At 58.8% G+C, this 15,283-nt stretch carries 13 protein-coding genes; 6 read left to right on the forward strand and 7 right to left on the reverse strand.

Annotated features, from left to right (window positions below):
- Window positions 1-62: 62 nt before the first annotated feature.
- Genes MWU51_RS05425 through MWU51_RS05435 form a run of 3 tightly spaced genes read right to left on the reverse strand, consistent with a single transcriptional unit; the run spans window position 63 to window position 3,525 of the window.
- Window positions 63-1,223, reverse strand: coding sequence for an acyl-CoA dehydrogenase family protein (locus MWU51_RS05425; protein ID WP_247035410.1), 1,161 nt, complete (start codon window positions 1,221-1,223; stop codon window positions 63-65).
- Window positions 1,223-2,617, reverse strand: coding sequence for a carnitine 3-dehydrogenase (locus tag MWU51_RS05430; RefSeq protein ID WP_247035411.1), 1,395 nt, complete (start codon window positions 2,615-2,617; stop codon window positions 1,223-1,225). Before MWU51_RS05430 ends, MWU51_RS05425 begins: the two co-directional genes overlap by 1 nt.
- On the reverse strand, window positions 2,614-3,525 hold the full coding sequence (locus MWU51_RS05435; RefSeq protein ID WP_247035413.1) for a 3-keto-5-aminohexanoate cleavage protein: 912 nt from the start codon (window positions 3,523-3,525) through the stop codon (window positions 2,614-2,616). Before MWU51_RS05435 ends, MWU51_RS05430 begins: the two co-directional genes overlap by 4 nt.
- Before the next feature lie 80 nt (window positions 3,526-3,605).
- On the opposite strand from MWU51_RS05435, the gene MWU51_RS05440 reads away from it, so the two are divergent.
- Complete coding sequence (locus tag MWU51_RS05440) at window positions 3,606-4,580, forward strand: helix-turn-helix domain-containing protein (RefSeq protein WP_247035415.1); 975 nt, start codon at window positions 3,606-3,608, stop codon at window positions 4,578-4,580.
- Here the strand turns inward: MWU51_RS05440 and MWU51_RS05445 are convergent.
- Genes MWU51_RS05445 through MWU51_RS05460 form a run of 4 tightly spaced genes read right to left on the reverse strand, consistent with a single transcriptional unit; the run spans window position 4,555 to window position 8,620 of the window.
- Complete coding sequence (locus tag MWU51_RS05445; protein ID WP_247035417.1) at window positions 4,555-5,211, reverse strand: NnrU family protein; 657 nt, start codon at window positions 5,209-5,211, stop codon at window positions 4,555-4,557. The genes MWU51_RS05440 and MWU51_RS05445 overlap by 26 nt on opposite strands.
- A gap of 39 nt (window positions 5,212-5,250) precedes the next feature.
- Entirely contained in the window at window positions 5,251-6,210 is a 960-nt protein-coding gene (locus MWU51_RS05450) for an ROK family protein (protein WP_247035418.1), read from the reverse strand.
- Complete coding sequence (locus MWU51_RS05455; protein WP_247035421.1) at window positions 6,207-7,538, reverse strand: GH1 family beta-glucosidase; 1,332 nt, start codon at window positions 7,536-7,538, stop codon at window positions 6,207-6,209. Before MWU51_RS05455 ends, MWU51_RS05450 begins: the two co-directional genes overlap by 4 nt.
- A 41-nt stretch (window positions 7,539-7,579) precedes the next feature.
- Window positions 7,580-8,620, reverse strand: a complete 1,041-nt coding sequence (locus tag MWU51_RS05460) for a substrate-binding domain-containing protein (RefSeq protein WP_247035423.1) — start codon at window positions 8,618-8,620, stop codon at window positions 7,580-7,582.
- A 305-nt stretch (window positions 8,621-8,925) separates the two neighbouring features.
- On the opposite strand from MWU51_RS05460, the gene MWU51_RS05465 reads away from it, so the two are divergent.
- The 5 genes from MWU51_RS05465 (at window position 8,926) to ugpC (ending at window position 15,264) form a co-directional block, all read left to right on the forward strand.
- Window positions 8,926-10,278, forward strand: coding sequence for an ABC transporter substrate-binding protein (locus tag MWU51_RS05465; RefSeq protein WP_247035424.1), 1,353 nt, complete (start codon window positions 8,926-8,928; stop codon window positions 10,276-10,278).
- Between the two features lie 85 nt (window positions 10,279-10,363).
- Window positions 10,364-11,359 (forward strand): sugar ABC transporter permease, encoded by a 996-nt coding sequence (locus tag MWU51_RS05470; protein WP_247035425.1) that lies wholly within the window; start codon window positions 10,364-10,366, stop codon window positions 11,357-11,359.
- The gene (locus tag MWU51_RS05475; protein WP_247038723.1) at window positions 11,356-12,492 is read left to right on the forward strand and encodes a carbohydrate ABC transporter permease; all 1,137 of its coding nucleotides are present in this window, start codon (window positions 11,356-11,358) and stop codon (window positions 12,490-12,492) included. Before MWU51_RS05470 ends, MWU51_RS05475 begins: the two co-directional genes overlap by 4 nt.
- Window positions 12,493-12,495: 3 nt before the next feature.
- Window positions 12,496-14,154 (forward strand): alpha-amylase family glycosyl hydrolase, encoded by a 1,659-nt coding sequence (locus tag MWU51_RS05480; protein ID WP_247035426.1) that lies wholly within the window; start codon window positions 12,496-12,498, stop codon window positions 14,152-14,154.
- Window positions 14,155-15,264, forward strand: coding sequence for a sn-glycerol-3-phosphate ABC transporter ATP-binding protein UgpC (ugpC, locus tag MWU51_RS05485; protein WP_247035427.1), 1,110 nt, complete (start codon window positions 14,155-14,157; stop codon window positions 15,262-15,264). It abuts the gene before it with no gap.
- The last annotated feature ends 19 nt before the right edge of the window (window positions 15,265-15,283 follow it).

The raw sequence follows: 15,283 nt of genomic DNA on the forward strand, positions 1-15,283 counted from the left end.
GATCCAAGGGGTCCTCCTGCGCTTCTTCTGGCTGAAAATATCCTCGCCGAAGGCATTGAATCTCATGCTCCCAAGGGGCGAAACAAGTCGCGGCTGATGATGTGGCGCTGGATTTCGGATGTACCGTCCCAGATGCGCTCGACCCGGGCGTCGCGCCAGAATCGTTCAATCGGGAAGTCGTTCATCAGGCCCATACCGCCGAAGATCTGCAGCGTAGTGTCAGTGACTCGGGCCAGCATTTCTGACGCGTGGAGTTTTGCCGACGCGATTTCGCGGTTGGCGGGCAGGTTTTGGTCCAGCCGCCACGCGCCAGCAAGGGTCAGCCAGTCGGCGGCATCGATTTCGGTAATCATGTCGGCGACCTGAAAGCTGACGCCCTGAAATTTTGCGATGGGTTGGCCGAATTGCTTGCGTTCGGCTGCATAGTTCAGCGCCATATCGAAGCATCGTCGCGCACGCCCGACGCAGAAGGCGGCCACTGTCAGGCGGGTGGCATAGAGCCATTCGTTCATCACTGCGAAGCCGCCATCGAATTCGCCCAGCACCTGTGCGTCGGGCAGGCGGCAATTGTCGAAATCGAGGATACAGTTCTTATAGCCCTTGTGGCTGACGGATGCATAGCCGTCGCGCACGGCAAAGCCCGGTGTGCCGCGGTCGACAAGGAAACAGGTGATGCGTTTCTTCGGTCCGCGCGGGGTTTCGTCTACGCCAGTGGCCACGAAAACAATAAAGAAATCCGCATGTTCCGCACCAGAGATGAAGTGTTTGGAGCCGTTCAGAACCCAATCGCCACCATCGCGAACAGCTGAACATTTCATGCCCCGCACGTCGGATCCCGCGTCGGGTTCGGTCATGGCAAGGGCGTCCATCTTCTCGCCCCGCACGGCGGGCAGCAGGTAGCGGTCACGCTGATCGCCGGTGCAGGCCATCAGAATGTTCTGAGGCCGCCCGAAGAAATGCGTCAGCGCCATCGACCCGCGGCCCAACTCGCGTTCGACCAGCGTGAAATCGAGGTGTGACAGGCCCGCGCCGCCGACCTCTTCGGGGAAGTTGCAGGCATAGAATCCGAGGTCGATGACCTTCTGTTTGATCTCTTGCCCCAACTCGTGCGGCACCTGCCCGGTGCGTTCGACCATGTCCTCGTGGGGGTAGATCTCGTTCTCGACAAAGCTGCGCACGGTCGACACGATCATGTCCTGTTCTTCTGACAATCCGAAATGCATCAGGTGGCTCCTTTGGCATGCAGGGCGGCGAGCGCTTCGACGCGCGCTTCGACATTGGCGCGGGGCGGGCAGGATTTGCGGGTGCTCAGGTCCACATGCAGCAGGAATTGGTCGCAGGTTGCCAGCAGGCCGTCGTCAGACGCGCGCCGCATCTCGTGCCAAAGCCGCAGTTTCTTGCCGTCGCCAAGGGTCACTGTGCTGTCCACATAGACCGCGTCGCCCGCGTGGCATTCATCAAGGTACTTGATTTTGGTTTCGGCGGTGAAATAGCTGAGCCCCGACGCGATATAATCTGCATCCGCGCCCACATGGGCCATCACGCGGTCGGCAGCGTCCGAAAACACCTGCCCATAACGCCCTTCGTTCATGTGGCCGTTGTAGTCGGTCCAGTCGATGGGCACCTCACGCGTCACGGTGCGCAAGGGGGCGGTGTCGTCCATCGGGGGCCACAGCCCCGTTTCGTGTTCGCGGATCACTCGGCCCGCACCTGACCCCGACCCGCGCGCTTTAAGGGCACGCAGGATCGACACGAGGTTGTCATCGCGCAGGCGCTCTAACTCGCGGATCGACATATGGCCAGATTGCGCGTCCGACTGGCCTGCGATCAGGTCAACCAGTTCATCGGTGAATTCCGGCACGTCCATCAGTTTGGTCCAAGGCCACGTCAGGCAGGGGCCGAACTGGGCCATGAAGTGTTTCATGCCAGCCTCGCCACCTGCGACGCGGTAGGTTTCAAACAATCCCATCTGCGCCCATCTGAGGCCGAAGCCCATGCGGATCGCGTCGTCGATTTCCTCGGTCGTTGCGATACCGTCCTTTACCAGCCAGAGCGCCTCGCGCCAAACGGCCTCAAGGAAGCGGTCGGCGATATGGGCGTCGATTTCCTTGCGGACCTTCAGGGGGAACATGCCGATGGACTGAAGGATGTCGGCGGCACGGGTGCAGGTGCCTTCATCGCCCACAAGCTCGATCAACGGCAGAAGATAGACCGGGTTGAACGGATGCGCGACAATGGCGCGCGCGCCTTTTACGTTCAGTTCCGACGGTTTGAAGCCCGATGTTGATGAGCCGATGATCGCCGTTTCCGGCGCGAGACGCATTAGGTCTGCAAAGACTTTGTGCTTTAGGTCCAGCCGCTCCGGCACGCTTTCCTGAACCCAATCGGCACCTGCGACGGCTTGGGCCACATCGTCGTGATAGGTCAATTTACCCTCGGCAGGCAGCGCGGTTTCGTAGAGGCCTGGTAGCGCGCGGCGGGCGTTGGTCAGGACTTCGCCGATCTTGCGTTCGGCCTCGGGGTCGGGGTCGAACACGGCCACGTCCCATCCGTTCAGCAGGAACCGCGCGGCCCAGCCGCCGCCGATGACGCCGCCGCCGATGATCGCCGCCTTCATTTCGAGGCCCGCTTCACAAGGCCAAGCTTCTTGCGCACGTCCTCGGGGCCGATCACGCGGGCGCCCATGCCTTCGATGATGCCACGCGCGCGGTTCACGAGTTGTTCGTTGGTCGCAAGCTCGCCCTTGCCAAGCCACAGGTTGTCTTCTAGCCCGACGCGCACATTGCCTCCGGCCAGCACCGCGGCGGCCACATAGGCCATCTGGTTGCGCCCCAGCCCGAAGGCCGAGAAGGTCCAGTCGTCCGGCACATTGTTGACCATCGCCATGAAGGTGTTCAGGTCGTCCGGCGCGCCCCACGGCACACCCATGCAGAGCTGCACAAGGGCGGGGCTATCCAATACGCCTTCCTTCACCAATTCCTTGGCGAACCACAGATGGCCCGTGTCGAAGGCCTCAATCTCGGGTTTCACACCAAGATCGGTCATCATCTGGCCCATGGCGCGCAACATGCCGGGGGTGTTGGTCATGACATAATCCGCCTCGGCGAAGTTCATGGTGCCACAATCCAGCGTGCAGATCTCGGGCAGGCACTCGGCCACGTGGGCGACCCGTTCGGCGGCGCCGATCATGTCGGTGCCGGCTTCGTTCACTGGCATGGGCGCGTCGGTCGGGCCGAAAGTGATGTCACCGCCCATACCCGCGGTCAGGTTCAGAACAACATCCACATCGGACGCGCGGATGCGGTCGGTCACTTCGCGGTAGAGTTTCAGGTCGCGCGAGGGCGTGCCAGTTTCGGGGTCGCGCACATGGCAATGCACGATGGCAGCGCCTGCTTTTGCGGCGGCAATCGCGCTGTCGGCGATCTGCTCGGGGCTGCGCGGCACATGGGGCGATCGGTCTTGCGTGCTGCCTGACCCGGTGACGGCGCAGGTGATGAAAACATCGGTGTTCATGGAAAGCGGCATGGGATCCTCGCAGAATGGTTCGCGTGTCCATTCATGATGTCCGGGATTGACGTACATGATATGCAGATTTATGCAAAATTATGCAGATTTGGTCAAAATCCAGCACGAAATCCCGCGTGATCGGCTTTTTGTTGTTCAACCGCTTTTCAAACCTTGCGCTTGCCAACTTGCTAGAGCCGTTGCGGGCGGCCAACATGTTGTTGGGGCGAAACGCCTATAAATGGCAGATTTGCACGCCGGATGACGGCGTTGTCCATACCTCCAGCGGTTTGCCGGTGATGCCCACGGCGCGTGTGTCAGACATTGGGCAAGGCGACCTTTTGTTTGTAGTGGCAAGCTATGATTATCCCAACCACGCCACACCAACCAATTCAAAGACCCTGCGCGCGCTGGCGGGACGGTTTCAGACCGTCGCAGGTGTTGATACCGGGGGGTGGCTGCTGGCGGCTGCCCGGCTTCTGAACGGACACCGCGCCACCATTCACTATGACCTCCTTGATGTATTTGCCGAACGGTTTCCTAATATCGAAGTCGAACGCGCCCGTTGGGTGCGGGATGGTAACCGTTTGACCTGTAGCGGCGGGATGGCGGCCTATGAACTGACTTGCGACCTGATCAAAGAGGATCACGGGGCGGCGCTGCTTTTGGAGATCACGCAACTCTTCATGTCCGACAGCATGGTCACGCCACATGCCTTGACCCAAGTGCGCGTGGATCGCCGGGTTGAGACCTGCCTGCGCGAGATGGAAGCCAATATCGAAACGCCGTTGACGATCCCACAATTGGCGCGCCGGTCCGGTTGCCGTCAGCGTGATCTGGAACAGCGGTTCGACCGTCATTTCGGTGCCTCCCCGCAGCGGGTCTATCGCCGTTTGCGCCTGAATGCGGCCCGGCGGATGCTGGCTGATGGTGGGTTGTCGATTGCAGAAGTCGCGCTGCGCGCGGGCTATGCTGACGCCAGCGCCTTCAGCCGGGCCTTTCGGGTGGAGTTCGGCCAGACTCCGCGAGACATAGCACGCAACGCCCCAGTCAGAGCAGAGGTTCGACCCCGATAACCGGGCCGTGCAGCGACAAGAGCAGGGCATAAACGGCCACAGCAATGGCGATGCGGATCAAGCCATTTCCCGTCACGGTAATTTGCCGCTTTGTGTCTGCTAGACGTGCCCATTCCCCATTGCCGAGGATACGTTTTTTGCGCCGGTCTATGATCCGCATCCCAAAGAGCGCAAAGCTGCCAAACGCCACAAAAAGGATCACATGGGCAAGGTTGCCATTGGGAATCATATGCCCGAATGCCCACAAGAACAGGGCCACCAGCAGTGGGTGGCGCATCCAGCCGATCAGGCCAGCGTGGGCGGGGTCGAAGCGGTCGTTGTTCGATCCACCGAACGACAGCGGGTTGGGGCGGCCAAGCGCCAGTGCCGCGATCACACAGACCAGGAACATCACGGTCAGTGTCACGTTATTTTGCCACGGTGCCCACTCCCACAAGCCAACGTAAGGTGCGCTGCCTGCGGCCACGATCACCAAAGCCAGAACGCCAATCGACAGGGCCGAATAGGCGGCTGTGAAGCCACGCGGCCCCAGCACTGTGACCAGACGCGATTTCACCACAGGACGCACCGGGATGGAATGCGTCAGGAAAAACACGACGAATGCCAAAAAATATGCGCCCCATCCGATCATGGTTGCCTCCGATTGCTGCTCTTGTCGGGTGGTGTTCTATTACTGATTGTCGGAACGTGCCAGAAAATGCGCACAGCCGGATAGTGCGGCATAATCGTCCTCGACCAGACGGACCGAGAAGGCGTTCAGGAAATCGCCAAAGCGGCCCTTGTCGGTCATGGCGGCGTCAAACCCGCACCGGTCAAACCAAGGGGCCACGGCACGGGACATGCCACCGATTAAATAGATGCCGCCAAACGGAAGAAGTGTTAGCGCCAGATCACCCGTTACATTGCCCAAGGCGGTGACGAACGCCCCGATGGCTTCGATCGCGACGGGATCATCTGCCTTGGCTGCGGTAAGGATCTCGGCGGTCGTGGCGGTTTTATTTGCCCCGGCCTTGGCGGAAGCCCAAGCATAACACCGCTCCATCCCGCGCCCGGACAAGACATCCTCGACCCCGACATGACCAAGTTGCGTTTCCAGAAACTGCGACAGATCCCATTGATCAGCCCCTCGTGCGGCAAAGGTCAGGTGACCCGCCTCGGAGGGTGGTACGAACCGACCCTTGGCAGTTTGAAACACTGGGGCACAGTTAAAGCCAGTCCCGACGCCGATGACCAGCATCGCGGCGTTTGGGTTCTCGTCCTTGCCTTGTTTCAGGGTCACCAGATTGGCATCATCGATATGCCCCAGGGCGTGGCCCTGCGCTTGCAAATCATTCATCACCGCCCCGCGATCCGCGCCGGACAGGTGCACCAGTGTGTCTTTGTCGATTTCCCAATTCAGATTAGTCAGACGACCGGCCCCGTCCTTGACGGGCCCGGCGATTGCCACCGCCGCCCGTTTGCAAGCAGGGTTGTTCTGGCCCTCCAGATAGGCTGTCAACAGTTGAGGAAGCCCTTCGTAGTCGGCGTTGCGGTGTTTAATGATGCTGTCGGTCTGTAAATCTTTGCCGCAGGCAAGGGCGACGCGGGTGTTTGTGCCGCCAACATCTGCAACAAGCGAAAATGAGGTCATGGGCGCGTCAGGGCCTTTCTGAGTGCGTGATAGGACGCCTTTGGCGTGCGCGTGAGGGTTTCGAAATCGACATGGACCAGCCCAAAGCGTGGCGCATAGCCCAAGGCCCATTCATAATTATCCAGAAGCGACCAAGTAAAGTAACCTTTTACCGGAATGCCGCCCGCGATAGCATCCTGCACGATACGCATGTGATCGGTCAGATAGGCGGTGCGGTCCGGGTCATGGGTGGGGTCGCCGTCACGCTCGACCAGTCCAGCCATTCCGTTTTCGGTGACATAGATCGGAAGATCCCCGGTGTAATCAGTCACCATCCGCAGAAAATGGGCCAACCCGTCGGGATAGATCTCCCATCCCATAGCGGTTTTGGGCAGCGGTCCGTCATGTTCACGCGTTGCGGGCCAAGGGGCGGACGGATCCTCTGCCGGGCCATAGATCTTGCGGGTATAGTAGTTGACCCCGATCCAGTCGATAGGGGTGGTGATGGTCTTGAAATCGTTCTGCCAGTTCTTGGGCAAATGCCGCTCGATCCCCTCCAGAACCTCGGTCGGATAGGTGCCTTTCGTGAGACCTGACAAGAAGAACCGGTTGTAGATTGCATCCTGAACTTGTGCGGCCTTTTGCGCTGCGGGGCTGTCATCAACAGGGGTGGCGTATTCCATGTTACAAACTGCGCCAAGGTTGGACATGCCAAGCCCGCGCATCACTTCGGTCGCACGGCCATGGGCCAGCAGAACATGGTGCATGGCGCGGGCGGTGGCGCGAATATCTCGCAGGCCGGGAGCGTGGTGGCCTTCAAAATGGCTCAGCCACGATACACACCATGGCTCGTTTATCGGCGCGGCAGACCACAAACGATCCCCGATACGGGACATGATGATTTCAGTGAAATCGGCAAACCAGTCCGCGATATCGCGGTTGCGCCAGCCCCCCAGATCAGCCAAAGGCGAGGGCAGTTCCCAATGATATAGCGTCGCGGCTGGTTTGATGCCGCGTTCCAGCATCCCATCAACCAGACGGTCATAGAAATCCAAACCTGCCGCGTTGGGCGTGCCGCGCCCGTCAGGAAGCACGCGCGCCCAAGAGGTCGAGAAGCGGTAAACATCGAACCCAGCGTCTTGCACCAGGTCCAGATCCTTAGCCCAGCGATCCAGATGCCCACAGGCAATGGCTCCGTTTTCCGCCCCCGCCACATTGCCGGGGGTGGCAGCAAAATCGTCCCAATGGGTGCGCCCGGCACCACCTTTGGCATGGCCTTCGATCTGATAGGCGGAAGTGGCGGTTCCAAACAGGAAACCATCATTAAAATCAGTGCGATGTGGCAGCATCATGATCTCTTTCTACTTTGTGTGATCGGGCGTCGAGCGGATCAGCCGGTCTCGACTTGCACCGAGGCAGCAGGACCGGTCGACAGCCCCAATGTCAGATCTGCCTCTAGTAATATTTCGCGGGGTGTGTCGCGGTGTTGCATGATGTCGATCAGCATTTGTGCAGCCTTGCGTCCAGCATCGCGCACAGACGAGCGGGTTGCGGTGTAAACAGGGATGTCCGCCCCGTTTTGAAAGTAGCTCAGTTCATCATCATGGGTGATCAAAGACACGTCGCGCCCCATGCTTAGCCCCATTTCCTCGATCCCGCGCCGGACACCGATGGCTGTGATCATCGAGCTGACAATAATGGCCGTTGGCGGATCGGGCTGGGCTAGAAGTGTGCGGGTCAGATCGTGCCCCTGTGCTTCGGTCATTTCGCCCGCGAACATCAAGGTGGCGTCCGGAGTTATCCCACGCGCGGTCAGCGCCGCCTCGTAGCCTGCGCGGCGGCGGATTGCGAAATCCATGTGTTCAAGCCCGTTGACCAATGCAATACGACGATGACCCAGATCCAGCAGAAACTCGGCTGCCCGCTGAAAAGCCCGCTTGTTGTTCACATCAACCCAAGCATACGGCGCGTCAGTGTTGGAGCTGCGCCCATGCACGACAAACGGCAAACCTAACGCGTTCAAAAGGGGAATGCGAGGATCGTTCAGGGTGGGGGCGTGCAGGATGATTCCATCCACATTCCGTTTGGTTATGAAGCCGCGATAGGCATCGTCTTGGTCAGCGTCCGGGACGACGGACAACAGCATGTCATACCCATTGCGGGAATAAACCTCGCCCGCGCCCGCGATGAAGTCACCGAAAACGGGGTTCACCATCTCGTGTTTTGAACTGATTGGAATCACGTGGCCGATCGCCATCGCGCGGCCCGTGGCAAGGGATCGCGCGCGGGTGTTGGGGGCATATCCGTGTTCGCGCGCTGCTGCGACAACACGTTTACGGGTGGCCTCCGAGACCTCGGGATAGCCGTTTAGCGCGCGGCTGACGGTGGTGGGGGACAAGCCCAGCAAATTCGAAAGTTCTTTCAGAGTCATGTTGGCCGCGCAATTTCCAAAGCGGTTTGAATACCTGACACGTTACTCAGACACTGCGGCAGCGTCAAAGAAAGAATTAATATTAACACTGAAAATAAGAGAAAGTGTGTAAGATTAGGTTTGCGCTAACATGAATGTTGACAGGTCGGGAATTCTGCGCAACCTTGAGTTATTCAAAGCGGTTTGGAAAGAGAGGCGAATCTGTCATCCGGACGTTTTGGTGAATTCACCAGGCGCAGCAGGCGCCGGGGTCGTTTGATCGACTTCAAAACCTGGGAGGCCCAACCGGGCCATTGGGAGGAACAATGAAACACGTAATGTACGCAAGCGCGGCGGCGTTGGCGCTGTCGGCAGGCATGGCTCAGGCCGATGGTCATCTGAAATTTGCACCGGGCGAAGGGGCGTTCAACTGGGACAGCTTCGAGGCTTTGAAATCAATGGATCTGTCGGGCGAAAAGATCTCGATCCTTGGCCCTTGGCTGGGCCCAGACAAAGAACTGATCGAAAGCGTCGTCCATTACTTCGAAGATGCCACCGGTGCGGATGTAGAGTATTCCGGGTCTGACAGCTTCGAGCAGCAGATCGTTATTGATACCGAGGCAGGCAGCCCGCCGAACATTGCGATTTTCCCGCAGCCCGGATTGGCGGCGGATTTGGCCTCGAAGGGGCTGTTGACCCCGTTGCCTGCGGAAACTGCGGACTGGGTGCGTGACAACTATGCCGCCGGGCAAAGCTGGGTAGATCTTGGCACCTATACGGGTGCCGACGGCGCCGAAGCGCTTTATGGTTTCTTCTACAAGGTCGATGTGAAATCGCTGGTCTGGTATGTGCCGGAAAACTTCGAGGATGCGGGTTACGAAGTGCCGCAGTCGATGGAAGAACTGAAGGCGCTGACCGATCAGATCGTGGCCGATGGCGAAGTACCATGGTGCATCGGTCTGGGGTCGGGTGGTGCCACTGGCTGGCCTGCGACCGATTGGGTCGAAGATATGATGCTGCGTATCAATACGCCCGAGGACTATGACGCCTGGACAAAGAACGACCTGCGCTTCGACGACCCCAAGGTGATCGCAGCGATCGAGGAGTTTGGCGCGTTTGCCCGCAATGATGCCTATGTGTCCGGTGGGGCAGGTGCAGTAGCAACCACCGACTTCCGCGACAGCCCGCAGGGTCTTTTTGCCTCACCGCCGCAGTGTTATATGCACCGTCAAGCCAGCTTTATTCCCACGTTCTTCCCCGAAGGCACCCAAGTGGGCGTGGACGCGGATTTCTTCTATTTCCCGGCTTACGCGGAAAAAGACCTTGGCAAACCTGTTCTTGGGGCTGGCACGGTCTGGGGTGTCACAAGCGATTCCAAGGGGACACAGGCCTTCATGGAATTCCTGAAATCCCCCATCGCGCACGAGATCTGGATGGCGCAGAAGGGTTTCCTGACCCCGCATAAAGGCGTCAACACCGAGGTTTATACCGATCCAACCGTGGCCAAGATGAACGATATTTTGTTGAATGCAGACACGTTCCGGTTTGACGGCTCCGACCTGATGCCGGGGGCCATCGGTGCCGGTGCCTTCTGGACGGGTATGGTGGATTATGCTGGAGGAAAAGACGCGAGCGAAGTGGCCGCGGCGATCCAGTCGACCTGGGACTCCATCAAGTAATCATTCGTGAATTCTGCCCTGGCACCTTATTTGGTGCCGGGGCACACCACGTTGCACACCGAAAGACGGTGGAAGGGAGGGGGTTATGGACCAATTGCTTTTCGCGGTCTCGACCATCATTGTGGGCGTCTTCGGCTGCGTCGCCTATTTCTACTTCTCGAACATTCTACTGGACCGGATCTATCCGGCGAGCGGACCGAATGCAGGGGCCAACATCAACAAGGCCAATGCAATCCGGCCATGGTTGTTTGTGCTACCCGCCTTATTGGTCCTTGGCCTGTATCTTGTCTATCCGGTGTTCTCGACCTTCCTTCTGTCGATGCGCGACTCCCGCGGGGATTTTGTCGGCGCAGACAATTACATTTGGCTCGCAGGGGACGATAAGTTTCGCGAAAGCCTTGGAAACAACCTTTTGTGGTTGGTGATTGTGCCTGCGGCCTCAACCTTCTTCGGGTTGGTGGCGGCGGGGCTGACGGACCGCATCAAATGGGGATCGGTTGCGCAAAGCCTGATTTTCATGCCGATGGCGATCAGCTTCGTGGGCGCTTCGGTGATTTGGAAGTTCATCTATGACTATCGCGGTGAAAATCAGGGCGAGCAGATCGGCCTGCTGAACGCGATTGTCGAGGCGATGGGCGGTACAGCGCAGACGTGGATCACGGTTCCTTTCTGGAACAACATCTTTCTGATGATCATCCTGATCTGGATTCAGACCGGGTTTGCCATGGTTATCCTGTCCGCCGCGCTGAAAGGCATCAGCGAAGAGACCATCGAAGCCGCCTATCTGGACGGGGCGACCCCATTGCAGATTTTTTTCAAGATCAAGATCCCGCAGATCTGGGGCACGATTGCAGTGGTCTGGACCACCATCACCGTCACCGTCCTGAAGGTGTTCGACATCGTTTTCGCCATGACCAACGGCCAATGGGGAACGCAGGTTCTGGCCAATCTCATGTATGACTGGATGTTCCGCGGCTCGCCTGATTTCGGGCGCGGATCAGCGATTGTCATGGTGATCATGCTTTTGGTGACGCCGGTGATGATCTGGAACATCTCGAACGCACATAAGGAGAACCGCTGATGGAAATGGCTGGCACGAAATCGCGCCTGACATGGGCGGTCAATCTGGCCGTCGGATTTCTGGTCCTTCTGTGGATCATTCCCACCTTCGGCCTTCTGATTAGCTCGTTTCGCGATCGCGATGCGATTTCGACCTCGGGCTGGTGGACGGCAATGTCGGCCTCGGAACAAAACGTCATTGTGCGCGCAGATGCACCGGACAATGCTGTTCAGGATGGCACGGTTTGGGTGGTCTCGGGCAATGTGTTCGACAGCGGCGCGGGCGATGTCACCGCGTTCGGTATCACCTCGCGCGAACCTGAAGCCTTTGGACCGGGCGAAGTGGCAACCCATGCGCAAGGCTATCAGATCACTGTCGAGGCCAATGGGGACTATAAGATCACCTATACCGAAGAGCCGTCGGGCAGTCGCGGTCAGCGCCTGTTCGTGCGCGCCGAAAGCCCACCCAGTTTCACTCTGGACAACTACCGCGAGGTGTTGTTCGCCGAGGGGATGGGCAAAGCGCTTCTGAACACACTGACTGTCACGATCCCCGCAACGATCATCCCGATCCTTGTGGCGGCCTTCGCGGCCTATGCGCTTGCGTGGATGGAAATGCCAGGCCGCGCGCTGTTGATCGCGGGCATCGTCGGCTTGCTGGTCGTGCCCTTACAGGTTGCATTCATTCCGCTTTTGAAGCTGCACAACAATATCGGCATCGGAAAAGGCTATATCGGCATCTGGCTGGCTCATACCGGGTTCGGCCTGCCGCTGGCGGTGTTCCTGCTTCGAAACTACATGGCAGGTCTGCCGGGCGAGATCATTGAAAGCGCGCGCGTCGATGGCGCGTCGGATTTCGCAATCTTCCGAAAGATCATCCTGCCTCTTAGCTTCCCGGCGCTGGCATCCTTCGCGATTTTCCAATTTCTGTGGGTCTGGAATGACCTGCTGGTGGCAAAAGTGTTTCTTGGCACTGGGGAAGATCAGGTAGTGATGACGGGACGCATCGTCGATCTTCTAGGGTCGCGTGGCGGGGACTGGGAAATCCTTGCAGCCTCGGCCTTCGTGTCGATCGCGGTCCCGATTGCCGTCTTCTTTTCACTACAACGCTATCTTGTACGCGGCCTGTTGGCCGGCTCGGTCAAAGGGGGCTGAGATATGAATGCAACTGTCGTAAATCGCGAAATGACCCATCTTGAAAAGCAGGCTGACTGGTGGCGCGGGGCGGTGATCTATCAGATCTACCCGCGCAGCTTTCAGGACGACAACGGCGATGGAATAGGGGATTTGCGTGGCATCACGCGCCGCTTGCCCTATATTGCAAGCCTCGGGGTCGATGCTATCTGGATTTCGCCCTTCTTCACCTCGCCGATGAAGGATTTCGGCTATGACGTGTCCGATTATCGCGATGTGGACCCGATGTTCGGCACATTGGCGGATTTTGATACGCTGGTCAGGTCCGCACATGGGCAGGGGCTGAAGGTAATGATCGACCTCGTGCTGAGCCACAGTTCGGATCAGCACCCGTGGTTTGTTGAAAGCCGTGCCGATCGCGATAATCTGAAGGCCGATTGGTATGTCTGGGCAGACGCAAAGCCCGACGGTACACCTCCAAACAATTGGTTGTCGATCTTCGGTGGTTCGGCGTGGACGTGGGATGCGCGACGGTGCCAGTATTATTTGCACAATTTCCTTGTCTCTCAACCTGATCTGAACTTCCACGAACCCGCCGTGCAAGAGGCACTGCTGGACGTAGCGCGGTTTTGGTTAGAGCGTGGCGTGGATGGCTTCCGTCTCGATACGATAAATTTCTACACCCATGACGCCGAGTTGCGGGATAATCCGCCGCTGCCGCCCGAAGATCGCAATGCCTCGATCGCACCGGCGGTGAACCCGTATAACCACCAGGAACACCTCTATGACAAAAACCGGCCCGAGACGTTGGGCTTTCTGCGCAAGCTGCGCGCGGTGATGTCGTCCTTCAACGGTGCGCTTCTGGGTGAGGTCGGTGACGCGCAGCGCGGGCTTGAAATTATGGGAGAATATACCGCTGGGGATGATCTGGCACATATGTGTTATGCGTTCGAGCTTCTGTCCGGCGACCAACCCGAAGCTGTCCGCGTGGCCGAGGTGATGGACCATGTGGCCCGCGTCGCTAAAGATGGCTGGGCGTGCTGGGCTTACTCCAACCACGATGTCGTGCGTCACGCGACCCGGTGGAAATTGACCGAAGAGGCGCAGAAGCTGTTTGTGTCTCTTCTGATGTGTCTTCGCGGATCGGCCTGCATCTATCAGGGCGAAGAACTGGGGTTGACCGAGGCCGAGCTGTCTTTTGAAGACTTGCAAGACCCGTATGGCATCGAATTCTGGCCGGAGTTCAAAGGCCGCGATGGGTGTCGTACGCCTATGGTTTGGGAAGCGTCGAACAGTCAGGGTGGATTCACGACGGCCGTCAAACCTTGGTTGCCGGTCGCGCCCGAGCATTTGCGCCATGCCGTGGCCGTCGCCGAAGATGATAGCAAGGCAATCTTGCATCACTATCGTCACGCAATTGCTTTGCGGCGGATGCACCCGGCCTTGGCCAAGGGCACGATGGACGACGTGCATGCCAAAGGGACCGCGCTTTGTTTCGAACGGCAATACGCAGGCGAGCGGCTTCTGTGTGTGTTCAATATCGGCGGAACAGACCAATCCATCACCTTGCCCGATGGGTGCTGGCAATCGGTCGAAGATGAACAGATCACTGTGACAGGTGGCACGCCCTTAGTACTGGACGCGTGGCAATCATTGGTGATGAAACCCGAGGGGGACAAGTAAATGGCCGATCTGAAATTGACGGATGTCGTGAAGAACTACGGCAATGTGAATGTGCTGGGCGATATCAATCTGGACATCAAGACCGGCGAGCTGATCGTGTTTGTTGGCCCCTCGGGTTGTGGTAAATCCACGCTTTTGCGTATGATTGCGGGGCTTGAGAAGATCACCGATGGCACGCTGACGATTGATGGTGATGTGGTGAACGACGTGCCGCCCAGCCAGCGGGGTATCGCGATGGTGTTCCAGTCCTATGCGCTGTATCCGCATATGACGGTGCGCGACAACATGGCCTTTGCCCTGAACATTGCCAAGAAGCCCAAGGCCGAGATCGACGCTGCCGTGGGCAAGGCGGCCAAGGCGTTGCAACTGGATCCCTATCTTGATCGTCTGCCTAAGGCGTTGTCGGGCGGCCAGCGGCAACGGGTGGCGATCGGGCGGGCGATTGTGCGTGATCCCAAGGTCTATCTGTTTGATGAGCCGCTCTCAAATCTCGATGCCGCCTTGCGCGTCGCGACCCGGATCGAAATCTCGCAACTGAAAGAGGCGATGCCAGACAGCACGATGATCTACGTGACCCACGATCAGGTCGAGGCGATGACGCTGGCCGACCGCATTGTCGTGTTGGCCAACAAGGGCATTGCGCAGGTGGGTAGCCCGCTGGAGCTTTACGAGCGCCCCCGCACCGAGTTTGTGGCGCAGTTTATTGGCTCGCCCGCCATGAACCTTCTGCCCGGCAAGATCACCGCAACCGGTGCCCAGACCGAGGTGACGCTGGACGCAGGCGGGGTGGCGCGCACCGACATTGCCACCACGGACACCGATATGGGCAAGGTCGTGAACCTTGGCGTGCGGCCCGAGGATTTCGTGCAGACCGAGGGCGATGCGATCTTCACCGGCAGGGTCGAGATCGTCGAGGCGCTGGGAGAGGTTACATTGCTCTACATCCCCTCGAAAATGTCGGTGGGCGAGGGGGCTGACAGCGCCAATCAGACCCACCTGATCGCCAAGGTGCCCGGCATTCATGATGATCTAAAAAACAAGGTGGTGAAGTTGACCGCGAACCCCGCGAAACTCCAAATCTTCCATGACGGTGTGACGATGCGGGGCTAGCCGTTTCCGCTTGACCGTG

It is taken from the genome of Aliiroseovarius sp. F47248L (assembly GCF_023016085.1).
Classification (GTDB): Bacteria; Pseudomonadota; Alphaproteobacteria; order Rhodobacterales; family Rhodobacteraceae; genus Aliiroseovarius.

What these genes read in the sequence shown, in the direction of transcription:
- MWU51_RS05425 (WP_247035410.1), bottom strand. Translation starts at nt 1,223, where the DNA reads ATGCATTTCGGATTGTCAGAAGAACAGGACATGATCGTGTCGACCGTG.
- MWU51_RS05430 (WP_247035411.1), bottom strand. Translation starts at nt 2,617, where the DNA reads ATGAAGGCGGCGATCATCGGCGGCGGCGTCATCGGCGGCGGCTGGGCC.
- MWU51_RS05435 (WP_247035413.1), bottom strand. Translation starts at nt 3,525, where the DNA reads ATGCCGCTTTCCATGAACACCGATGTTTTCATCACCTGCGCCGTCACC.
- MWU51_RS05440 (WP_247035415.1), top strand. Translation starts at nt 3,606, where the DNA reads ATGCAGATTTGGTCAAAATCCAGCACGAAATCCCGCGTGATCGGCTTT.
- MWU51_RS05445 (WP_247035417.1), bottom strand. Translation starts at nt 5,211, where the DNA reads ATGATCGGATGGGGCGCATATTTTTTGGCATTCGTCGTGTTTTTCCTG.
- MWU51_RS05450 (WP_247035418.1), bottom strand. Translation starts at nt 6,210, where the DNA reads ATGACCTCATTTTCGCTTGTTGCAGATGTTGGCGGCACAAACACCCGC.
- MWU51_RS05455 (WP_247035421.1), bottom strand. Translation starts at nt 7,538, where the DNA reads ATGCTGCCACATCGCACTGATTTTAATGATGGTTTCCTGTTTGGAACC.
- MWU51_RS05460 (WP_247035423.1), bottom strand. Translation starts at nt 8,620, where the DNA reads ATGACTCTGAAAGAACTTTCGAATTTGCTGGGCTTGTCCCCCACCACC.
- MWU51_RS05465 (WP_247035424.1), top strand. Translation starts at nt 8,926, where the DNA reads ATGAAACACGTAATGTACGCAAGCGCGGCGGCGTTGGCGCTGTCGGCA.
- MWU51_RS05470 (WP_247035425.1), top strand. Translation starts at nt 10,364, where the DNA reads ATGGACCAATTGCTTTTCGCGGTCTCGACCATCATTGTGGGCGTCTTC.
- MWU51_RS05480 (WP_247035426.1), top strand. Translation starts at nt 12,496, where the DNA reads ATGAATGCAACTGTCGTAAATCGCGAAATGACCCATCTTGAAAAGCAG.
- ugpC (WP_247035427.1), top strand. Translation starts at nt 14,155, where the DNA reads ATGGCCGATCTGAAATTGACGGATGTCGTGAAGAACTACGGCAATGTG.